The organism is Pseudomonas antarctica (assembly GCF_900624995.1).
Taxonomy (GTDB): domain Bacteria; phylum Pseudomonadota; class Gammaproteobacteria; order Pseudomonadales; family Pseudomonadaceae; genus Aquipseudomonas; species Aquipseudomonas antarctica.
Window position 1 is genome coordinate 187,433 of sequence record NZ_UYXQ01000003.1, and the last position, 21,142, is coordinate 208,574.

General features: G+C 61.1%; 17 protein-coding genes and 1 pseudogene. 11 read left to right on the plus strand and 7 right to left on the minus strand.

What is annotated here, in order from left to right; genetic code table 11:
* Position 1: 1 nt before the first annotated feature.
* The 3 genes from E0F99_RS03780 to E0F99_RS03790 are packed head-to-tail and all read right to left on the minus strand — an operon-like array spanning position 2 to position 3,939.
* Complete coding sequence (locus E0F99_RS03780; RefSeq protein ID WP_053254492.1) at positions 2–202, minus strand: DUF1656 domain-containing protein; 201 nt, start codon at positions 200–202, stop codon at positions 2–4.
* Positions 192–2,369, minus strand: coding sequence for an FUSC family protein (locus tag E0F99_RS03785; protein ID WP_083360062.1), 2,178 nt, complete (start codon positions 2,367–2,369; stop codon positions 192–194). The genes E0F99_RS03780 and E0F99_RS03785 overlap by 11 nt, the downstream gene beginning before the upstream one ends.
* Before the next feature lie 10 nt (positions 2,370–2,379).
* On the minus strand, positions 2,380–3,939 hold the full coding sequence (locus tag E0F99_RS03790) for an efflux transporter outer membrane subunit (protein ID WP_407021671.1): 1,560 nt from the start codon (positions 3,937–3,939) through the stop codon (positions 2,380–2,382).
* A 182-nt stretch (positions 3,940–4,121) separates the two neighbouring features.
* On the opposite strand from E0F99_RS03790, the gene E0F99_RS03795 reads away from it, so the two are divergent.
* From E0F99_RS03795 to E0F99_RS03815, 5 genes are all read left to right on the plus strand, one after another.
* A complete protein-coding gene (locus E0F99_RS03795; RefSeq protein WP_053254489.1) occupies positions 4,122–5,090 on the plus strand; it encodes a LysR family transcriptional regulator in 969 nt (322 codons plus the stop codon).
* 204 nt (positions 5,091–5,294) lie between these two features.
* Positions 5,295–6,269 carry a 2-hydroxyacid dehydrogenase gene (locus E0F99_RS03800; RefSeq protein ID WP_083360063.1) on the plus strand — a complete coding sequence of 325 codons (975 nt, stop codon included), beginning with the start codon at positions 5,295–5,297 and terminating at the stop codon, positions 6,267–6,269.
* A 194-nt stretch (positions 6,270–6,463) separates the two neighbouring features.
* A complete protein-coding gene (locus E0F99_RS03805; protein ID WP_083360064.1) occupies positions 6,464–7,366 on the plus strand; it encodes a chemotaxis protein CheV in 903 nt (300 codons plus the stop codon).
* A 3-nt stretch (positions 7,367–7,369) separates the two neighbouring features.
* Positions 7,370–7,852 carry a GNAT family N-acetyltransferase gene (locus E0F99_RS03810; RefSeq protein WP_083360065.1) on the plus strand — a complete coding sequence of 161 codons (483 nt, stop codon included), beginning with the start codon at positions 7,370–7,372 and terminating at the stop codon, positions 7,850–7,852.
* Positions 7,853–7,960: 108 nt separating this feature from the next.
* Positions 7,961–8,704 carry a YkgJ family cysteine cluster protein gene (locus E0F99_RS03815; protein ID WP_083360066.1) on the plus strand — a complete coding sequence of 248 codons (744 nt, stop codon included), beginning with the start codon at positions 7,961–7,963 and terminating at the stop codon, positions 8,702–8,704.
* A gap of 67 nt (positions 8,705–8,771) precedes the next feature.
* On the opposite strand, the pseudogene E0F99_RS30370 reads toward E0F99_RS03815, so the two are convergent.
* The 3 genes and pseudogenes from E0F99_RS30370 to E0F99_RS03830 form a co-directional block, all read right to left on the minus strand.
* Positions 8,772–8,958 (minus strand): annotated as a pseudogene (locus E0F99_RS30370) (methyl-accepting chemotaxis protein); the annotation flags it as partial.
* 101 nt (positions 8,959–9,059) lie between these two features.
* Positions 9,060–9,821 carry a transporter substrate-binding domain-containing protein gene (locus tag E0F99_RS03825; protein ID WP_232000176.1) on the minus strand — a complete coding sequence of 254 codons (762 nt, stop codon included), beginning with the start codon at positions 9,819–9,821 and terminating at the stop codon, positions 9,060–9,062.
* A gap of 206 nt (positions 9,822–10,027) precedes the next feature.
* The gene (locus tag E0F99_RS03830; protein ID WP_056858969.1) at positions 10,028–10,261 is read right to left on the minus strand and encodes a hypothetical protein; all 234 of its coding nucleotides are present in this window, start codon (positions 10,259–10,261) and stop codon (positions 10,028–10,030) included.
* 213 nt (positions 10,262–10,474) lie between these two features.
* On the opposite strand from E0F99_RS03830, the gene E0F99_RS03835 reads away from it, so the two are divergent.
* The 6 genes from E0F99_RS03835 to E0F99_RS03860 all read left to right on the plus strand — a co-directional run bounded on the left by E0F99_RS03835 (position 10,475) and on the right by E0F99_RS03860 (position 19,992).
* Positions 10,475–11,641, plus strand: coding sequence for an efflux RND transporter periplasmic adaptor subunit (locus E0F99_RS03835; RefSeq protein ID WP_083360067.1), 1,167 nt, complete (start codon positions 10,475–10,477; stop codon positions 11,639–11,641).
* The gene (locus E0F99_RS03840; protein ID WP_130908708.1) at positions 11,638–14,733 is read left to right on the plus strand and encodes a multidrug efflux RND transporter permease subunit; all 3,096 of its coding nucleotides are present in this window, start codon (positions 11,638–11,640) and stop codon (positions 14,731–14,733) included. Before E0F99_RS03835 ends, E0F99_RS03840 begins: the two co-directional genes overlap by 4 nt.
* A gap of 31 nt (positions 14,734–14,764) precedes the next feature.
* Positions 14,765–15,442 (plus strand): heavy metal response regulator transcription factor, encoded by a 678-nt coding sequence (locus tag E0F99_RS03845; protein ID WP_083360069.1) that lies wholly within the window; start codon positions 14,765–14,767, stop codon positions 15,440–15,442.
* Entirely contained in the window at positions 15,432–16,796 is a 1,365-nt protein-coding gene (locus E0F99_RS03850) for a heavy metal sensor histidine kinase (RefSeq protein WP_083360070.1), read from the plus strand. Before E0F99_RS03845 ends, E0F99_RS03850 begins: the two co-directional genes overlap by 11 nt.
* Before the next feature lie 292 nt (positions 16,797–17,088).
* The gene (locus E0F99_RS03855) at positions 17,089–18,411 is read left to right on the plus strand and encodes an OprD family porin (protein WP_083360071.1); all 1,323 of its coding nucleotides are present in this window, start codon (positions 17,089–17,091) and stop codon (positions 18,409–18,411) included.
* 87 nt (positions 18,412–18,498) lie between these two features.
* Positions 18,499–19,992, plus strand: coding sequence for a GGDEF domain-containing protein (locus tag E0F99_RS03860; RefSeq protein ID WP_083360072.1), 1,494 nt, complete (start codon positions 18,499–18,501; stop codon positions 19,990–19,992).
* A 233-nt stretch (positions 19,993–20,225) separates the two neighbouring features.
* Here E0F99_RS03860 and lpxC read toward each other — a convergent pair whose 3' ends face one another.
* Positions 20,226–21,137: a UDP-3-O-acyl-N-acetylglucosamine deacetylase gene (gene lpxC / locus E0F99_RS03865; RefSeq protein WP_003171886.1), complete on the minus strand. Its 912-nt coding sequence runs from the start codon at positions 21,135–21,137 to the stop codon at positions 20,226–20,228.
* Positions 21,138–21,142: the final 5 nt, after the last annotated feature.

The following is a 21,142-nucleotide window of genomic DNA, read 5'->3' on the forward strand; positions in this document are numbered from 1 at the left end:
CTCAACGGTAGACGGTCAGCGCCAGGGCGCCGAACAAGCAAACGAACAGGCTCAGGCGCAACAACGCCGGGTGCCAGAAAAAACGGTACAGGTCGAACCCGGCCAGGAAGCGATCCAGGGCCCAGGCAAGCGCGGCCGCGATCAAGAACATCAAGGTCATGGTCGGCATGTAGAGGCCGTGAAAGGCTATTTCACGCGGCATGGGGAGATCCTTTGAGGGCAGCCAGTGGCGATTGCGGGTCCAGCAACGAGGTGCGGATAAAGTGCAGGTAGCTTTTCACCCGGCGCAGGGCCGAGGTGTCGAAGTGCGGGGCGAAGGGTTCGTCGGTGGCCTGCACGCGGCTGATCGCATGGTCGACGGCAATCAGGCCGCGCTCCAGGTTGCTCGCGCTCGGTTGCAGAAACAGCCGCACCAGCGAGCGGCCCATCACGCGGATCGCCTGGCGCCATGGCTGGGATTCGGCATACGCAGGGTGCACCGGCAAAATCGCCTGCTCCTTGCGCAGCTCGATGATTGCGTGGCCGACTTCCAGCACCACGAACATCCAGCGCAGCAGGTTGCGCTGCACGTGCGGCTGGCCGACGGCAAGGCCATAAGCCTGGTGCAGCAGGTCACGGGTGCGGCTTTCAAAACTCGACGCCAGGCCCTTGAGTCTGCCGCTGATCGCATACACCACTTGCTCGCGCAGGTCCTGTTCGAGGCGACGCCATAACCAGCGGCTGTTCGGCGGCAGAATGATCGCCCCCGCCGCCGCACACACCAGCATGCCGATGACCATGGCGATGTAGTCGTTGATAAAGGTGTAGGGGTTGTAGACCGTGAGGTTGTCCGGCACCGAGCCGGTGCTGAAGAAAATCAGCAAGCCCACGCCGACGCCCGCATATTTTGCCCGTGAGGCGAGGAAGGCGCCGAAGATGATCACCGGCGCAAGCATCACGCACAGCAGCGCGAAGCCGTCGATCCAGGGGAACACGAAGAACATTTCGACGAAGCCCACCAATGCGCCGATCAAGGTGCCGCAGGCCATCTGGAACGCCATGCGTTTGGGGTTGGGCGTGGCGGCGGACAGGCCAACGGTGGCGGCGGCGATCAGGGTCATGGTCGCGCCACTCGGCCAGGCGGTGGCCACCCAGTAGCTGCCGAGCACGATCAGGATAAACGACGCGCGAATCCCCGAGGCGGCGCAGGCCAGCCAGTTGGTTTTCGGCGTGTAGGCTTCGTCCCACTGCTCGCGCGCGTGGGTGTGATCGGCCAGCGATGCATGGGTCTGCGCGTAGTTGTGCAGGTCATCGACGAAGCGGTACAGCAGCTCGTAGGCGGTATGGAAATCCAGCTGCTCGGCTTCGCTCGGGTTACCCTCTTGGAAAGTCGCGCGCAGGCTGCGCACCTTGGCGGGCAGGCCATCTTTATAGGCACTCAGTTGCTTGACCAAGCGCCCAGCGTCGGGGCTGGTCAGGGCGCGTCCGGAGAAACCATCAAGCACTTCGGCCAGGTCTTGCAGGCCGGGTTTGATCGCCGCGACCACGTGATCCGCCGCATCCGTGCGCAGCCGCTCAAGCAACTGGTGCAAGGCGTTGAAGCGCGTGGTGATGCTCATGAATTCGCTGTTGAGGCGACTGAGCCGGCCGTTCCTTCGGCGCATGTGCGGGTCTTCAAACACGGTGACGCTGCGCAACCCTTCCAGGCCCACGGCTTCGGCGATAAAGCGCACGTTGCTGGCCTCGAACCCTTCGCGCTGGCTGCGCCCACGCAGGCCGTCGGTGACGAACAGCGCGAACACGCCAAAGCGCTGATACAGGGCGTTACGCATGGCCGCGCTGCTGGTCTGCGGCAGGATCGCGGCGCTGACCAGCGTGGAACAGATAATCCCCAGGGAAATCTCCAGCACCCGCCACACCGCCGCCATAAAGGCGCCATCCGGGTGCGCCAGGGCGGGCAAACCCACCATCGCCGCCGTGTAGCCGGCCAGCACAAAACCATAGGCGCGAAAGTTGCGGTTACGCGTTGCGCCAGCGGTGCAAATGCCGACCCAGATCGCCAGCGCGCCGAGGAACAATTCAGTGTTCTGCGCAAACAAGGCAATCAAAAAGACCATCACCGCCGAACCCGCCAGGGTGCCGAGGAAGCGGTAAAAGCTCTTGGCGAACACCTGGCCGCTCTGCGGTTGCATCACGATAAACACGGTAATCATCGCGGTACGCGGTTGCGGCAGCTCCAGGCGCATGGCCAACCACAGCGTGAGGAACGCAGCGATCAGCACCTTGAAGATATAGACCCAGGTCACGCCATCACTGCGTGCCCAGTCGAAAAAGCCACGGCGCCACTCAAGGGAGTGCAACCAGCGCAGCGGTGCAGGCAAGGGCGTCATTAGATCCTACTCAGTGATCAAACACGGCAAGTGCCGCCGGGGTCTTGCTTGGGAGGGTCTTGGCGTGTTGCGGTACATCGTTGCCAGCGCCGAGCCCACCACCCAACGCAGTGACCAGTTCGGCATGCGCACTCAGGCGTGCGGCCTGCACCTGTTGCTCGATTTGCTGCTGGCGGAATAGCTGGGTCTGGGCGTTCAGCACGTTGAGGTAATCGGTGAGGCCTCGTTGGTAGGCGATCATCGCGATGTCATAGGTTTTCTGCGCCGAGGCCACCGATTGCGCAGCGAAGGACGATTGCTTGTCCATGGATTCGCGGCGGATCAACTGGTCGCTGATGCCCTTGAGCGCGTTGACCAAGGTCTGGTTGTAGTTAGCGACGGCGATGTCGTAACCGGCGCTGGCTTCGCCCAGTTGCGCGCGCAAACGGCCGCCGTCGAAGATCGGCAAGGTGATCGCCGGGCCGACGTTGTAGTTGAGTTTTTCACCGCTGAGAAATCCCAGCATGGCGCCGCCGGTGGCCATATAGCCGAGACTGCCGACCAAATCGACGTTGGGGTAAAAACCGGCGTGGGCCACGTCGACACTTCGCGCCTGGGCGGCGACCTGCCAGCGGCTAGCGACCACGTCCGGGCGTTGGCCAAGCAACTGCGCCGGCAAGCTAGAGGGTAATTTCAGCGGCGCCGCGAGGGACAAGCTGGGGCGTTGCAGTTGCGCGCCCGCCCCGGGGCCTTTACCCGCCAATGCCGCCAGCTGGTTACGGCTCAGGGCAATTTCTTCGTCCAAGGCGTCGAGCTGGCGATGGGTCTGCGGTAATGGCGTTTCGGCCTGGCTTACATCGAAGTGCGTGCCGATCCCGGCGTTCAGGCGCTTGTTGGCCAGGTCGAGAATCTGCTGTTGCTGGGCCAACGTGGCGGCAACGATGTCGCGGTTGGCGTAATGCAATGACAACTGGATATAGGCACGCACCACGTTGTTCTGCAATTCGAGCTGGGCCTGACGCGCTTCGGCGACGCTCATATGCGCCAGGTCGACGGCGCGCTCGGTGGCGTTGCTTTCGCGGCCCCACAGGTCGAGGGCGTAACTCAGGCCCAGTGACGAATTGTTGTCCCAGGTGTTGGCGCCGCTCAATTCGCCCGGACCGTAGAACTGATCCTTCGGCCAATTGTGGCGCTTGAGGGTAGTTTCACTGTTGATCTGCAACGACTCGGCCGACTCGGCAATCCCGGCCATAGCCCGCGCCTCACGCACCCTCGCGGCGGCCATGGCCAGGCTCGGGCTATTTTGCGTGGCGAGTTCAACCCAACGGCTCAGTTGCGGGTCGCCGTAGGCTTGCCACCATTGCGTGGTGGGCCAGTGGGCGTCCTGGGCGGCGCCTTGGATGGCTTCGTCGGTGGCCAGGTTATTGGCGTTGAGGGCCTGGCCTTGGGGGGCGATTCCTCCGGTTCCGATGCAGCCGCTGATTGCTAACGATAAGGCACAAACGCTGAGAGCCTTCGGCGCTCTGTTGATGAGAGCCTTCAGCTCTATATTGATAAGAGTCTTCAGCTCTCTGCTGATGCGACGCGGCACGGCAAGCGTATTCCTGAGGTGGTGTTGCGGGGAAGGTGGCGCAATTCTAGGGGGCGCGATGGAGGACGATAAGCTGGCATTCCTGTGAATCTTTGTTACCGTTCAGGCGATAATCCGTTGGTAGGGATCACTGGACGGCGTAACTTTCTGTCACAATTTGCTATCTCCCCTGAGAACACTCCATGGACACTTTGCAAAACATGCGCGCTTTCAGTTGCGTGGCCGAAGCCGGTAGCTTCACCGCCGCCGCCGTGCAACTGGACACCACCACTGCCAACGTCTCGCGCGCGGTCTCCAACCTTGAGGCCCATCTGCAAACCCGCTTGCTCAACCGCACCACTCGCCGCATCGCGCTGACCGAGGCCGGTAAACGTTATTTGCTGCGCTGCGAACAGATCCTCGCCTACGTCGAGGAAGCCGAAGCCGAAGCCAGCGATGCCCACGCCCGCCCGGCCGGGCAGTTGAAAGTGCACACCATGACCGGTATCGGCCAGCATTTCGTCATTGATGCGATTGCCCGCTACCGCCGTACTCACCCCGACGTGACCTTCGACCTGACCTTGGCCAACCGCGTGCCGGACCTGCTTGACGAGGGCTACGACGTGTCCATCGTACTGGCCAGCGAGCTGCCGGACTCGGGTTTCGTCTCCCAGCGCCTGGGTATCACCTACAGCATCGCCTGTGCCTCGCCGGATTACGTTAAGGCCAAGGGCTGTGCGCAACGGCCGCAGGATTTGCTCAACCACGCTTGCCTGCGGTTGGTGAGCCCGGTGATCCAGCTGGATAAGTGGACCTTCAACGGGCCTGAAGGCCAGGAAAGTGTGGCGATCAATACATCGCCGTTTTTGGTCAATTCGGCTGATGCGATGAAAACCGCGATCACCAGCGGCATGGGTGTCGGTCTATTGCCGGTGTATGCGGCTATCGAGGGGTTGCGTAACGGCACGTTGGTGCGAGTGATGCCGACCTACCGTTCGCAGGAGTTGAACCTGTACGCCATCTACCCGTCACGCCAGTACCTGGATGCGAAGATCAAGACGTGGGTCGAATACCTGCGTGGGTCGTTGCCGGAGATTCTGGCGGCGCATCAAGCGGAATTGGTGGCGTATGAACTGAGTGGCAGCCTGAGCGGGGCGCGGTTAGCGAACTGATTGTGGAATGCTACCCCACAAACACCATCAATTTACTGTGGGGGCTGGCTTGCCTGTGATATCGATGGGCCAACTGCCGATGTATCACTGACAGATTGCTATCGCAGGCGAGCCAGCTCCCACCGTTAAAGGGTCGCCCTGACAATTGTCAGCAGGAATGTTAGCGTGCTTACCATTCTCCCGTAGTCGATGAGCCCGCCTGCAATGAAAAAGACCGTCCTCGCCTTCAGCCGCGTCACCCCGCAAATGATCGAACGCCTGCAACGGGATTTCGAGGTGATCGCCCCCAACCCCAAGCTGGGCGACATCAATGCTCAATTCAATGAAGCCCTGCCCCACGCTCACGGCCTGATCGGCGTAGGCCGCAAGCTCGGCCGTGCTCAGCTCGAAGGCGCGAGCAAGCTGGAAGTGGTCTCCAGCGTGTCGGTAGGCTACGACAACTACGACGTGCCGTACTTTAACGAGCGCGGGATCATGCTCACCAACACCCCAGACGTGCTCACCGAAAGCACCGCCGACCTGGCCTTCGCCCTGTTGATGAGCAGCGCACGCCGGGTGGCCGAACTGGACGCCTGGACCAAGGCCGGCCAGTGGAAAGCCAGCGTCGGCGCGCCGTTGTTCGGCTGCGACGTGCATGGCAAGACCCTCGGTATCGTCGGCATGGGCAATATCGGCGCGGCTGTCGCCCGGCGTGGGCGCCTGGGTTTCAATATGCCGATTCTGTACAGCGGCAACAGCCGCAAGACCGAGCTGGAACAGGAGTTGGGGGCGCAATTTCGCAGCCTGGAGCAGTTGCTGGCCGAGTCGGACTTCGTCTGCCTGGTGGTGCCGTTGAGCGAAAAGACCCGTCACCTGATCAGCACCCACGAGCTGGGGCTGATGAAGCCCAGCGCGATCCTGATCAATATCTCCCGTGGGCCGGTGGTGGATGAGCCGGCGCTGATCGAAGCCCTGCAAACCCAGAAAATTCGTGGCGCCGGGCTGGATGTGTATGAACAGGAACCGCTGGCGCAATCGCCGCTGTTCCAGCTCAGCAACGCCGTGACCCTGCCGCACATCGGCTCGGCCACCCATGAAACCCGCGAAGCCATGGCCAATCGCGCCCTGGACAACCTGCGCAGCGCCTTGTTGGGGCAGCGCCCGCAGGACTTGGTCAACCCACACGTGTGGAAGGGCTGACACCTAATCTATGTGGGAGGGGGCTTGCTCCCGTTAGCGGTGTATCAGTGAACAATCTATTGGCTGACACTCCGCAATCGGGAGCAAGCCCTATACCACACTGATCCAGCCCGACACAAAATCCGGTTAAAGCCTGGCGCGCCCAAGTCGATAACCCTCTATAGATCGTCTTCCCTGATCCACAGAAGGTTTTTATGTCCACCACCAAAGCCCGCGCAGATTCACTCTCGCTTCTGCTCTTTACCTTGCGCAGTGGCAAGCTGATGGCCATCAACCTGCTGAAAGTCAGTGAAATCATCCCCTGCCCGCCGCTGACCAAGCTGCCGGAGTCTCACCCCCACGTCAAAGGTATCGCCACGCTGCGCGGTGCTTCGCTGTCGGTGATCGACCTGAGTCGTGCCCTGGGCGAAATGCCCCTGCAAGACCCGAACGGCGGCTGCCTGATCGTCACTGACGTCAGCCGCTCCAAGCAGGGCCTGCATGTGCAGGCGGTGAGCAAGATCGTGCACTGCCTGACCACCGACATTCGCCCGCCACCCTATGGCTCCGGCGGCAATCGCTCGTTTATCACCGGGGTGACCCAGGTTGAAGGCGGGCTGGTGCAGGTGCTGGATATCGAGAAGGTTATCCACGGCATCGCCCCGGCACCGGTTGAAGCGGCGCCCACTGATCTGACCATGGAAGAGGCCGAGGTGTTGGGCAATGCGCGAATCCTGGTGGTGGACGACAGCCAGGTCGCCCTGCAGCAATCCGTGCACACCCTGCGCAACCTCGGCCTGACCTGCCACACCGCACGCAGCGCCAAGGAAGCCATCGACGTGCTGCTGGAACTGCAAGGCACGGCCCAGCAGATCAACGTGGTGGTGTCGGACATCGAAATGTCTGAAATGGATGGTTACGCCCTCACGCGCACGTTGCGCGAAACCCCGGACTTCCAGGAGCTTTACGTGCTGCTGCATACGTCCCTGGACAGCGCAATGAACAGTGAAAAGGCGCGCCTGGCCGGAGCCGATTCGGTGCTCACCAAGTTCTCCTCGCCCGAGCTGACCAAATGTCTGGTCATCGCTGCGCAAACCGTGGCGCAAAAGGGCCTGTAGCCCGTGGCGGAGTATTTCCAACTGCTGCGTCGCGACCTCACTGGCAGCCTGCCCGCACCGCAGTGGCCGGCTGATACGCGATTGGATCATTACCGTAAAGAAATGGCCCCGGCGATTCATGCGGTGTTGCGCATGACCCAGGACCAAGGCGGTGGCCGTGTGGCCGGGCTGACGCAATGGCAACATCAGTTCGTCACGGACGCCGAGTTCGACCCCACGCTGTGCCTGGTGGCCAGTAACGCCGACGGTATCCTCGGTGTGGCCCAATGCTGGACCAGCGCGTTTATCAAGAACCTCTCGGTACACCCCTGCGCCCAAGGCCAGGGGCTCGGCCGCGCCTTATTGCTGCACACCTTTAACGTGTTCAAGCAACGTGGCGAACCCTACGTCGACCTTAAGGTGCGCGAAAGCAACCTGCGCGCCCGGCAACTGTATGAAAGTGCCGGCATGGTGTTTGTGCTGCGCGACTGGGTACCCGAGGGCTGACAGGCACTGGCGCATAACTTGCTTCGCAAACGCTTGAACAGTGCATAGAGGCAAAAAACCGTCACTGTTCAAGAGTGCCCTCTGACCTTGCCTGGTGACAGATACTCCATGAACACTCATTTTTCCTGTGTGGGTTGCGGTAAATGCTGCTCCGACCATCACGTGCCCCTGACCCTCGAAGAGGCCCGGCAGTGGGCGGCTGACGGCGGTAACGTCATCGTGCTGGTGGAGGGTTTTCTTGGCAACGGGCTGGGCTTGCCCCTGCAACAACGCGAGCACGCAGAGCGCCGCTCGGTGGTGGTGCCCAGCGGCACTGCCGAGGCGTTTGTAGCCATCACCTTTGCCGCCTATAACGCCGGGCGCTGCCGAAATCTTGACGAAGACAACCGCTGCGGCATTTATGAACGTCGCCCGTTGGTGTGCCGCATCTATCCGATGGAAATCAACCCGCATATCCCGCTCAACCCTGGCGCTAAAGACTGCCCGCCGGAATCCTGGGAGCAAGGCCCCGCGTTGATCGTCGGGGGCGAGTTGATGGACCTGGAGTTGGCGGAGTTAATCCGCCGCTCGCGCCAGGCCGACCGCGATGACGTGCAGACCAAGGAGGCGGTGTGCGCCTTGCTAGGCATTCGCACCACCGCGCTCAAGGGTGATGGGTTCACCGCGTACTTGCCGGACATGAACGCCTTTGCCCAGGCGATCGAGCTGGCGGCTGAACAACCCAGCGCAGCCAATGAGTGGGTGTTTCATGTGTCCGGCACGGACATCGCCGAACAGTTGCTGGATGCCGGCGCCCGGATTGCCACTCAGGTGCCGGCCAACTACGCGTTTATTTCGTTGCGAGCTTCGTAGGCGCGCTGGTGTACAGGCTGGCCAGGCACTCGATTTCCGATCCGCGCATCCGCTAACAGCTTACCGGCGGCAGATCGGGGTGGCGCAGCACGTTGTGCGGCGCGCCAAGCGGCTCATCACCGCTATAGCTGCAGACGTCGATGCAGTGCTGATTCGCATAGGTCATCACGCTGGTCAGCGTCGATCGTCAAGCGGAGGTTCGCGTCGCAGGCAACGTCCACATTTCGACCGATGACCGGCAGGTTGATCTTCATGGAGAAGCGCGCTCGTAATTATTGGAGGCGTCGGCAGGGCCGTCGACTCTAAGCGCACCGAAGGGGCAACTACTGATCCAACTGATGTTCCGCGCAATTCATTAGCCGTCATGGACAGTGACGGGCTCATCCAGGTTGTAGGGCTTAAGAATTCGCTGGTAGTCGCCGTTCTGCCTCAGTTGTTCCAGCGCGTGGTTGAGTTCATCACGCAAGGCGATATCCGGCTTGCGCACCGCGATAGCCACGCCGTCACCCAATAGCTCGGCCGAAACAGCGGGGCCAAGGAAGTCGAAATCCTGGCCGACAGCGGTGTTGAGCAGCGCCTTGCGGATTTCCACCGTGCCTTGCAGCGTCGCATCGATATGGCCGGCCACCAGGCTGCGCACCAGTTCGTCATTGAGCCAGAAACTCTTGATGACCACGCCCGCCGGTGCCCACTTTGATCGGGCGAAGGCTTCACGGTTGCTGCCCAGCAGTACGCCGACACGCTTCCCCCTGAGCGCCGCTACGGTAGGCAACAAGCCTGATGCCTTGCGGGCTACGAGCCGCGTGGTAAAGGGATAGAGATGGTCGGTAAAGCTTGCCCATTGGCGCCGCCTAGAAGTGGGGGCTATGCCCATGATCGCATCGAATCGACGGGCCTCAAGGGCTTGAAAGCTTTCAACAAGCACCTGATCGACCCAGGTACACCGCGTGTTGAGCTGTTGGCAAAGGGCATTGCCCAAATCAATATTCAACCCCACCAACTGACCGTGCTGATCGCGGCTTTGAAAGGGTGGGAATTGGGCCACGACGGCGAAACGAATGTCGCCCCGTGGCTCATCACCTGTCGCAGCGGAGCAGAAAAAAGCGGCTAAGGGCAATAAGGCAGGCGCTACAAAAACCCGTATGAAATCCACTGGGGACGTCCTTTTCTGGAAAGACCAGCCTCACTACACCCTGCCCCGTAAAGCACAATCGAGGCGGAGCAGAGGCTGCACAAGCTTTCAAGAAACGGTCATGGGCCTTCAATAAGAAAGATCAGCGCTACCTGTAGGCAAATGCCGTTAGAGTCTGCGCATCATTACTCTCAGCGTTTACCCATCGAACGGCGAGTGCCTGGCGGCGCCATGCCTGGCGACTTGGTGTGGCCGTTTTTGGCACCGTTTTTGTACCAAGGCTGGGCAGCATTCTTGGCCCCGGCCAACTCACCCGGTTTGAACGGAAACTTGAACGCCGGGATCTCGGCTTTTTCAACGCTTTGAGCGTCGGCCGGATCGACGAGGTCGGCCGCTTCAACAGGGGGTTGTGTCGGGGAAGTCATGGAAGCTCCGGAGCGTGCAAAAAATGAGGCGAGGCCGGCTTGCGGGCCTTACTGGCGCGCAGTATACCTGCGCGCTTCGCATCTTTAACCACCGCCTGTACGAATGGTCGGACTTTGCTGACAGCGCCGTCAGTTAGCCGTCACCGTGCTGACCGGATGGGCAGGCTATAAAGACCTTCATTCTCCCAATCCTTTGCCCTGGCGCCTCACCCCATGCACATTCAACGAAAAACCGCCCTGATCGTGGGTGTCCTCGTGGTCGTGGCGATTGCAGGCTGGGCCTTGACCCGGCCCGCCAAGACCAAACTGGCGGCGCCAACTGCCATCCCGGTGCGAGTAGTGAGCGTGGTGCAACAGGACATTCCTCGGTATGTGAGCAGCATCGGCTCGGCGCTGTCGTTGCACAGTGTGGTGATCCGCGCGCAAATCGACGGCATCCTCACTAAATTGCTGGTCAAGGAGGGCCAATGGGTCAAAACCGGCGACCTGCTGGCCACCCTTGATGACCGCTCGATCCGCGCCAGCCTCGACCAGGCCAAGGCGCAACTGGGGGAAAGCCAGGCGCAGTTGCAAGTGGCATTGGTCAACCTCAAGCGCTACAAAGAACTGAGCATCGACGACGGCGTGTCGAAACAGACCTACGACCAGCAACAAGCGTTGGTCAACCAACTCAAGGCCACGGCGCAAGGCAATCAGGCCGCGATTGATTCCGCCCAAGTACAGCTTTCCTTCACCCAGATTCGCTCTCCCGTCACTGGCCGCGTCGGCATTCGCACGGTGGATGAAGGCAACTTCCTGCGCATGAGTGATACCCAAGGCCTGTTCTCCGTGACGCAAATCGACCCGATTGCCGTGGAGTTCTCACTGCCGCAACAAATGTTGCCGACCCTGCAAGGCCTGATCGCATCGCCCACTCAAGCCAGCGTCAATGCCTACATGGGCGCCGACACCGACGGCCAGACCGGCGACTTGCTCGGAGAAGGCCACTTGAGCCTGATCGACAACCAGATCAGCTCCACCACCGGCACCCTGCGCGCCAAGGCCGAGTTCAAGAATGCCTCGCAGCGCCTGTGGCCGGGGCAACTGGTGACTGTCAAGATCCAGACCGCTCTCGACAAGAACGCGCTGGTGGTGCCGCCGACCGTGGTGCAACGCGGCCTGGACTCGCATTTTGTGTACCGGCTCAAGGGTGACAAGGTCGAGATTGTGCCGGTGCAAGTCACGTATCAGAACAGCGACGTGAACATCATCAAGGGCGTGCAGGCCGGTGATGTGCTGGTCAGCGATGGCCAGTCGCGGCTCAAGGCCGGCGCCCGGGTAGACGTGCTCAAGCAACCACCGCAAGTGATCCAGACCGTCGACGCCAAGGTGCAACCATGAGCGGCAGCCTTTCTCCGTCGGCCTGGTGCGTCGACCACCCGGTCGCCACCCTGCTGCTGACCTTCGCGTTGGTGCTGCTGGGCATCATCGCCTTCCCGCGCCTGGCCGTTGCGCCACTGCCGGAAGCGGAATTCCCGACGATCCAGGTCAGTGCGCAATTGCCCGGCGCCAGCCCGGACACCATGGCCTCCTCGGTGGCAACGCCTTTGGAGGTGCAATTCAGTGCCATCCCCGGCATGACCCAAATGACCTCCAGCAGCGCCTTGGGCTCAAGCCTGCTGACCCTGCAATTTACGCTGAACAAGAGCATCGACACGGCCGCGCAAGAAGTGCAGGCGGCGATCAACACCGCCTCCGGCAAGTTGCCCAGCGACATGCCAAGCCTGCCGACCTGGAAGAAGGTCAACCCGGCGGACAGCCCGGTGCTGATCCTCAGCGTCAGCTCCGACAGCATGCCCAGCACCGAGCTGAGCGACTACGTGGAAACCTTGCTGGCCCGCCAGATCAGCCAGATCGACGGCGTCGGTCAGATCAACATCACCGGCCAGCAACGCCCGGCGATTCGCGTACAAGCCTCGCCAGACAAACTCGCGGCGATTGGCCTGACCCTCGCCGATGTGCGCGTGGCGATCCAGCAATCCAGCTTGAACCTGGCCAAGGGCGCGATCTACGGTGAGAACAGCGTGTCGACCCTGTCGACCAACGACCAGCTGTTTCACCCGGATGAGTACGGCCAGTTGATCGTTTCCTACAAGAACGGCGCGCCGGTTCAACTGCGCGACGTCGCCAAAGTCATCAACGGCTCGGAAAACGCCTACGTACAGGCCTGGTCGGGCGACACCCCAGGGGTCAACCTGGTGATTTCGCGCCAGCCCGGCGCCAACATCGTCGAGACCGTGGACCGCATTCAAGCCGAACTGCCGCGCCTGGAAGGCATGTTGCCCGCCTCGGTGCAGGTCAGCGTGTTGACCGACCGCACCAAGACCATCCGCGCCTCCCTGCATGAAGTGGAAGTCACCTTGCTGATCGCCATCTTGCTGGTGGTGGCGGTGATGGCGCTGTTCCTGCGCCAATTGTCGGCGACGCTGATTGTGTCCAGCGTGCTCGGCGTGTCGCTGATCGCCAGTTTCGCCTTGATGTACCTGATGGGCTTCAGCCTGAACAACCTGACCTTGGTGGCGATCGTGATTGCCGTGGGCTTTGTGGTGGACGACGCCATCGTGGTGGTGGAGAACATTCACCGGCACCTGGAAGCGGGCCTGAGCAAACGCGAGGCGGCAATCAAGGGTTCCGGCGAGATTGGCTTTACCGTGGTGTCCATCAGCTTCTCGCTGGTGGCGGCGTTTATACCGCTGCTGTTCATGGGCGGCGTGGTCGGGCGGTTGTTCAAGGAGTTCGCGCTGACGGCAACCTCGACCATCCTGATTTCAGTCGTGGTTTCGCTGACCCTGGCGCCGACCCTGGCCGCGCTGTTCATGCGCCCACCCACCCATCACGCCCAGGACAAACCCGGTTTCAGCGAACGCCTGCTCGCCGCGTATGCACGCAACCTGCGCCGTGCACTGGCCCATCAACGCACGATGGCGGCGATCTTCATCATCACCCTGGCGTTGGCGGTGGTCGGCTACGTGTTTATCCCCAAGGGCTTCTTCCCGGTGCAAGACACCGGTTTCGTACTCGGCACCAGCGAGGCGGCGGCCGACGTGTCGTACACGGACATGGTCGCCAAACACAAAGCCCTGGCCGAAATCGTCAAGGCCGACCCGGCCGTCGAAGCGTTTTCTCATTCGGTGGGCGTGACCGGCAGCAACCAGACCATTGCCAACGGGCGTTTCTGGATTGCCTTGAAAGCCCGTGGTGATCGTGATGTGACCGCCAGCCAATTCATCGACCGCATTCGCCCCAAACTGGCCAAGGTGCCGGGCATTGTGTTGTACCTGCGCGCCGGCCAGGACATCAACCTCAGCTCCGGCCCGAGCCGCGCGCAGTATCAATATGTGCTCAAGAGCAACGACGGCTCGACGCTGAACACCTGGACCCAGCGCCTGACCGAAACACTGCGCGCCAACCCGGCGTTCCGTGACCTGTCCAACGACCTGCAGCTGGGCGGCAGCATCACCCACATCAGCATCGACCGCCAGGCCGCCGCGCGTTTCGGCCTTACCGCCACCGATGTCGACCAGGCGCTGTATGACGCGTTCGGCCAGCGCCAGATCAACGAGTTCCAGACCGAGATTAACCAGTACCAAGGGGTGCTGGAACTCGACAGCCAGCAGCGCGGCAAGGCCGAAAGCCTGAACTACTTCTACCTGCGCTCGCCGCTGACTAACGAGATGGTGCCGCTGTCGGCGCTGGCCAAGGTTGATCCACCCACGGTGGGGCCATTATCCATCAGCCACGACGGCATGTTCCCGGCAGCCAATCTGTCGTTCAACCTGGCGCCCGGCGTGGCATTGGGCGATGCGGTGATCATGCTCAACCAGGCCAAGAACGAAATCGGTATGCCGGCGACCATGATCGGTACTTTCCAGGGCGCCGCCCAGGCGTTCCAGAGTTCGTTGGCCAGCCAACCCTGGTTGATCCTCGCGGCGCTGGTGGCGGTCTACATTATTCTGGGTGTGCTGTATGAGAGCTTTGTGCACCCGCTGACGATCATTTCCACCCTGCCGTCGGCGGGCCTGGGTGCGCTGATCATGCTGTGGCTGCTGGGCCAGGACTTTTCGATCATGGCCCTGATCGGCCTGGTGTTGCTGATCGGTATCGTGAAGAAAAACGGCATCCTGATGATCGACTTCGCCCTGGACGCCCAACGCGTGCGCGGGCTAGCGCCCGAGGAGGCGATTTATGAAGCCTGCGTCACACGGTTCCGGCCGATTATCATGACCACCCTCGCCGCCCTGCTCGGCGCAGTGCCGCTGATGCTGGGCTCCGGCCCAGGTGCGGAGTTGCGTCAGCCACTGGGGATCGCCGTGGTAGGCGGCTTGCTGGTGAGCCAGGCGCTGACACTGTTCACCACACCGGTCATATACTTGTACCTTGAACGTTTTTTCCACAGGCCCAAACCAGTGCCCGAGCTGGCGACCACACATTGAGGCTGAGGCCCTGCCTTGGAGCAAAAGGCTCATGCGCGTCCTGATTATTGAAGATGAAGAAAAAACCGCGGACTACCTGCACCGTGGCCTGACGGAACAAGGCTATACCGTCGATGTGGCGCGTGAAGGCGTCGAGGGTTTGCACGTGGCGCTGGAGAACGATTACGCAGTAATCGTGCTCGACGTGATGCTGCCCGGCCTCGACGGCTTCGGTGTGTTGCGCGCGCTACGTGCACGCAAGCAGACACCGGTGATCATGCTCACCGCACGTGAGCGCGTGGAAGACCGCATTCGCGGCCTGCGCGAAGGCGCCGACGACTATTTGGGCAAACCGTTTTCATTCCTGGAACTGGTGGCACGCCTGCAGGCGCTGACCCGGCGCAGTGGCGGGCATGAACCGGTGCAGGTCACCGTCGCCGACCTGTGGATAGATTTGATCAGCCGCAAGGCCAGCCGCAACGGCCTGCGCCTGGACCTGACCGCCAAGGAGTTCTCGCTGCTCAGCGTATTGGCGCGTCGCCAAGGTGAAATCCTCTCCAAGACCGCGATTGCCGAGATGGTCTGGGACATCAATTTCGACAGCGACGCCAACGTCGTCGAAGTGGCGATCAAGCGCCTGCGCGCCAAGCTCGACGGACCGTTCGATACCAAGCTGCTGCACACTATTCGCGGCATGGGCTATGTGCTGGAGAACCGCAGTGTCGGCTAACTCCATCGCCCTGCGCCTGAGCGGCATGTTCACCCTCGTGGCGCTACTGATCTTCGTGTTGATCGGCGGCGCGTTGTACCAGCAAGTAGACCGAGGCTTGGGGTTGTTGCCGGGCGCCGAGCTGGATGCGCGCTACAGCGTGCTTGAATCCTCGGTGAACCGCTTCGGCACGCCGGACCACTGGGCGAAAATCACCGCCAAACTGAAATTGCTCGGTGAGGAAGACAAGCGCATCCGCTTCTGGGTGGTGAGCAGCGATCCAAACTACGAGTACGGCAACCCGGATGCGCAGATCCGCGCGTTCGCCGCAGGGCCGACCGGTAAACGCGACTTGCGCCTGCCGGGGCGTGAGTACCCGTTCAAGGTACTGGTGAGCCAGTTCGCGGCGAAAGAACAGCGCCCGCCGCTGCGTTTTATGATCGCCATCGACACCGAAAACTTCCGCACCACTCAACACCAGTTGCTGGTAGCACTGATCAGCCTGGCATTTATCGGCGTGGTGCTGGCGGCACTGTTGGGGTTTTGGGTCTCGCGTATCGGCCTCAAGCCGCTGGGTAAGCTCTCGGACGAGGCGCAGAAACTTGCACCGCCCAAGCTCTCGGGGCGCTTGCAACTGTCGCCGTTACCGCCGGAATTGAGCCAGTTCGTCAATTCGTTCAACTCGACACTGGACCGGGTTGAGCAGGCCTACTCGCGCTTGGAATCATTCAATGCTGATGTGGCGCATGAGCTGCGCTCGCCGCTGACCAATCTGATTGGCCAAACCCAGGTAGCGCTGACGCGCGGGCGTTCGGCCGAGCATTATTTCGAGGTGCTGCAATCCAACCTTGAAGAGCTGGAGCGGTTGCGCTCGATCATCAATGACATGTTGTTCCTGGCCAGTGCTGATCAGGGCAGCAAGGCGACCAAGCTGATCGAAAGTTCGCTGGCGGATGAGGTGGCGACCACGCTCGATTACCTGGACTTCATCCTCGAAGACGCCCAAGTCCAGGTACGGGTGCGCGGTGACGCGTTGGTGCAGATTGAAAAAGCGCACTTGCGCCGTGCGCTGATTAATCTGCTGAGCAATGCGGTGCAGCACACCGCACCGGGGCAAGTGATCGAGGTGGCGATCGAGGTGCAAGCGCATCAGGTGGCGATTGGGGTGACCAATCCTGGGGACGAAATTGCCACTGAGCACTTACCACGGTTGTTCGAGCGGTTTTATCGGGTGGATGCGTCGCGCAGTAACAGCGGGGCGAATCATGGGTTGGGGTTGGCGATCGTCAAGGCGATTGCCTTGATGCATGGCGGGGATGTGTTTGTGCGCAGTGAGGGTGGCGGTAATACCTTTGGCATTACGTTGCCGGTTTAACACAGCTCCCACAGTGGAACTCTGCCACCTTGACTATTGCGATTTGGGCAACAGTCATTATCTTGTTACACTCTGTATCGCACCGCTCACCTGCGTTAATTTGACGCACCGATGAGCGCGACGGCAAACACAGCTTCCCGCTCACCCCAATTCCCCTCGACTTTTTCCAGGGCTCTACACTGGGAATCTGTCTTAAAGCCGCTGACTTCAGCGGCTTTTTTTTGCCGTAAAAAAAGGCCAGGCACACCCCCACGACATTGGCCGTTTACGATTGACCAAAGGAGCTCCACCGGTGAAGAACTCGCTGACGTTCACCCCGCTATTCCTCGCGATTGCAGCAACGATCGCCCCTTTCGCCCAAGCGGCAGACACCCCCCCCGCCGACGGTTTCGTCGAAGGTTCCAGCCTCAAGATCAACACCCGCAACTACTACATGAACCGCGACCGTCGCGACATTCACACCGATGACAGCAAGGAATGGGGCCAAGGCTTCATCGGCACCTTCGAATCCGGCTACACCCAAGGCACCGTCGGCTTCGGCCTGGACCTCAACGCCATGCTCGGCCTCAAGCTCGACGGCGGTGGCGGCACAGACGGTTCCAGCATCCTGCCAGTCGGCTCCGGCAACGGCAAAGCGCCCGGCTCGTTCTCCACCGCAGGCGGCACCTTGAAAATGCGCGCCTTCGACACCGAGCTGAAGGCCGGCGACCTGTTCCTCAATAATCCGGTGATCGCCGGCGGCATGACCCGCATGTTGCCGCAGGATTTCCGTGGTGTAAGCCTGACCAACCACAGCTTCGACGGCTGGATGCTCGAAGGTGGCCAGGCCAGTTTCACCAAGCTCTACAACCAGAGCGGCCACCGGCGCATCGGCACCAGCTACGGCGCGCTGCCGGCGCATGCCGACAGCCAGCACCTGAACTGGGCCGGCGTGTCCTTCAGCAGTATCCCAGGCTTGACCAGCAACCTGTACGCCTCCGAACTCAAGGACGTGTGGCACCAGTACTACTACGACCTGGACTACACCTACGCGCTGAACGACTGGGTCAGCCTCAACCCAGGCCTGCACTACTACCACACCCAGGACACCGGCCAATCGCTGCTGGGCACCATCGACAACAATACCTACAGCCTGCATTTCACCGTAGGCGTGGGCAACCACAGCGTCACCGCCGCTTATCAACGGGTCAACGGCAACACGCCGTTCGACTACATCAGCCAGGGCGACAGCGTTTACCTGGACAACTCCCAGCAATACTCGGACTTCAACGGCCCTAACGAGCGCTCGTGGAAACTCAAGTACGCCTATGACTTTGCAGGCCTCGGCATGCCTGGGCTGACCTCCGCCGTGTCCTACATCAGCGGCAAGACCGACCTGACCAAGGTCGACCCGCAAAGCCGTGGCTACAGCGCCTGGTACAGCGCCGACGGCAAGGACGCGAAACATTGGGAGCGCGATATCGACCTGAAATACGTGGTGCAAGGCGGCAAGGCCAAAGACCTGGCCGTGCGCCTGCAGTGGGCGACCAACCGCGGTGGCAACGGCTACGCGGCGGTGGATCGGGACGTGGACGAATACCGGGTGATCGTGGACTACCCGATCAACGTGTTCTAACCCGCTGATCTTTCTTTTTTAGCCCATGCGCTAATTTTCATCGCGTAGAACTAAACTGCCAGTATCTTCCCTGTTGAAGCCTGCGCGATGAGTCAACCCCGCCCTCCTGCCTTACCTGCCCGCTCGGAGCTTCTGCTGATGCTGGGCAGTGGCCTGACCGTCATCCTGATCGTGGTTATCGTCGCAGCCTTGCTCACCCGCGAACACGCCAGCACCCTGCAGGCGGCCAAGCGCGCGGCCACCAATATCACCCAACTGATCAATGCCGATGTGCTGCGCAACGCCGAACTCTACGACCTGGCGCTGCAGGGCTTGATCAAGGCCACCACGCGCGATGACTTGTCGCAGGCGACGCCGGACATCCGGCACATGGTGCAGTTTGATCAATCCATCGCAGCGCCGTTCAAGGGCGAAGTGCTGTTGCTGGATGCCAATGGCGCGGTGGTTGCCGATTCTTCGACGCTGCAGCCGACGCCGCGCAATTTCGCCAACCGTGACTATTTCCAGGTGCATAAACAAAATGCACAGGCCGGTCTGTTTATCAGCCGCCCGTTCAAGATCCGCTGCGATTGCGATCAAGTGTGGCGCATGGCATTCAGTCGCCGAGTGGAGGGCCCCAACGGCGAGTTCGCCGGGGTCGCGGTGGCGACGATGCGCCTGGCGTATTTCGATCAACTGTTCAACCGCCTCACCATCGGCAACGGCAGCTCCGTCAACCTGCTGAACACCCGTGGCATCCTTCTGGCCCAGCAGCCGCTGCTGGAGCGCGACATGATTGATAAGGACCTCAGCGACCGGCCCAATTTCAAACGCATACTGCGCGAAGGCGAAGGCAGCTTTCAGGCGATTTCCACCCTCTCTGGCACAGAGCGTTTATATACGTTCACCAGGGTCGGTGAGCTGCCGTTGATTGTGGTGGTGGCGCTGGCCAGCGAAAACGTGTTCGCCCCCTGGCAACGTGCCGCGCGGCTGACCAGTGGCGCCACCGGCGTGCTGTGTATCGGCCTGTTGTGGCTGACGTGGATGTTGCGCCGCGAACTGCGCCGTCGCTATCGTGCCGAACAGGTGTTGTCTGAGCTTGCCGCCACTGATGCGCTCACCGGCCTGGCAAACCGCCGTACCCTGGACCAGCGCCTGCGCCTGGAGTGGGACCGCGCACAACGCTCGACCGAGCCGCTGACGCTGCTAATGATCGACGTGGACCACTTCAAGGCCTTTAACGACCGCCACGGCCATCACGGCGGCGACGAGGCATTGCGCACGGTCGCGCAGGTGATCGGTGGCAACATCCGACGCCCGGCTGACCTGGCCGCGCGGTATGGCGGGGAAGAGTTTGCGGTGGTGCTGCCGGATACCGACGCCAAGGGCGCCTGGGTGATCGCCGAGCATATCCGCAGCGGTGTCGAGCACCTGCCGCGAGTTGCTGGCGCTGAGCAGCCGATTACCGTGAGTATTGGCATGAGCACGTGGGGCAAACACAGCCGTATATCATTGGAGGCGCTATTGCTGAGTGCGGACCAGGCGCTGTATGAGGCCAAGCACACGGGGCGTAATCGGATTGTAGAGGCGGGCAAGCGTTGAGTAGAAGGCGGACATGTTGTGGCGAGCGGGCTCGCCCCGAGTTGGGCTGCGCAGCAGCCCCCAATAATGAAAAATGAAGTACACCAGACACTGCTCGGTAGCAGATTCCGGGGCCGCTTCGCAGCCCAATGCAGGGCAAGCCTTGTCGCCACAGGTGATCCGCTCAGCTAAAAAGGCATAAAAAAAGGCCACCCGAAGGTGGCCTTTCAAAACTAAAGAAAGAGAGTTGTTACTTACACCGCCGCAACGGGACGCATGTAAGAGATCGGTGCGGTGCTGGCATCTTCGAAGGTCACGACTTCCCAAGCATCTGTCTGCTCAATCAACTTGCGCAGCAGCTGGTTGTTAAGGGCGTGGCCCGACTTGAAGCCTTTGAACTCGCCTATCAGGCTATTGCCCAGCAGGTAGAGGTCACCGATTGCATCGAGGATCTTGTGCTTCACGAACTCGTCTTCGTAGCGAAGGCCGTCTTCGTTCAGTACACCATCCGCGTCGACCACAATGGCGTTTTCAACGCTACCGCCGAGTGCGAGGTTGTGCTTGCGCAGGTACTCGATGTCACTCATGAAACCAAAGGTACGGGCGCGGCTGACTTCTTTTACGAACGAAGTGCTGGAAAAATCCACGCTTGCACTTTGGGTGCGGTCACGGAATACCGGGTGATCGAAATCGATCTCAAAGCTCACTTTAAAGCCTTCGAACGGGACGAAGGTGGCGCGCTTGTCGCCGTCTTCTACTGTCACTTCCCGCAGAATGCGAATGAACTTCTTGGCTGCGTCCTGTTCTTCCAGGCCGGCAGATTGAATCAAGAATACGAAGGGTCCAGCGCTGCCATCCATGATAGGGACTTCGGACGCGGAGAGCTCGACGTAGGCGTTATCGATGCCCAGGCCAGCCATGGCCGAGAGCAAGTGCTCCACCGTGTCCACTTTGACGTCACCGTTGACCAATGTGGTCGACATAGTGGTTTCGCCAACGTTTTCCGCGCGAGCAGGAATCTGCACCACAGGGTCCAGGTCGGCACGAACAAACACGATGCCGGTGTCGACAGGTGCAGGTTTGAGAGTCAGGTATACCTTCTCCCCGGAGTGCAGACCTACACCTGTGGCACGGATAATATTCTTCAGGGTGCGTTGTTTAATCATGGCTT

What these genes read in the sequence shown, in the direction of transcription:
- E0F99_RS03840 (WP_130908708.1), top strand. Translation starts at nt 11,638, where the DNA reads ATGAGCGGCAGCCTTTCTCCGTCGGCCTGGTGCGTCGACCACCCGGTC.
- E0F99_RS03795 (WP_053254489.1), top strand. Translation starts at nt 4,122, where the DNA reads ATGGACACTTTGCAAAACATGCGCGCTTTCAGTTGCGTGGCCGAAGCC.
- lpxC (WP_003171886.1), bottom strand. Translation starts at nt 21,137, where the DNA reads ATGATTAAACAACGCACCCTGAAGAATATTATCCGTGCCACAGGTGTA.
- E0F99_RS03830 (WP_056858969.1), bottom strand. Translation starts at nt 10,261, where the DNA reads ATGACTTCCCCGACACAACCCCCTGTTGAAGCGGCCGACCTCGTCGAT.
- E0F99_RS03785 (WP_083360062.1), bottom strand. Translation starts at nt 2,369, where the DNA reads ATGACGCCCTTGCCTGCACCGCTGCGCTGGTTGCACTCCCTTGAGTGG.
- E0F99_RS03860 (WP_083360072.1), top strand. Translation starts at nt 18,499, where the DNA reads ATGAGTCAACCCCGCCCTCCTGCCTTACCTGCCCGCTCGGAGCTTCTG.
- E0F99_RS03845 (WP_083360069.1), top strand. Translation starts at nt 14,765, where the DNA reads ATGCGCGTCCTGATTATTGAAGATGAAGAAAAAACCGCGGACTACCTG.
- E0F99_RS03835 (WP_083360067.1), top strand. Translation starts at nt 10,475, where the DNA reads ATGCACATTCAACGAAAAACCGCCCTGATCGTGGGTGTCCTCGTGGTC.
- E0F99_RS03780 (WP_053254492.1), bottom strand. Translation starts at nt 202, where the DNA reads ATGCCGCGTGAAATAGCCTTTCACGGCCTCTACATGCCGACCATGACC.
- E0F99_RS03805 (WP_083360064.1), top strand. Translation starts at nt 6,464, where the DNA reads ATGTCCACCACCAAAGCCCGCGCAGATTCACTCTCGCTTCTGCTCTTT.
- E0F99_RS03800 (WP_083360063.1), top strand. Translation starts at nt 5,295, where the DNA reads ATGAAAAAGACCGTCCTCGCCTTCAGCCGCGTCACCCCGCAAATGATC.
- E0F99_RS03815 (WP_083360066.1), top strand. Translation starts at nt 7,961, where the DNA reads ATGAACACTCATTTTTCCTGTGTGGGTTGCGGTAAATGCTGCTCCGAC.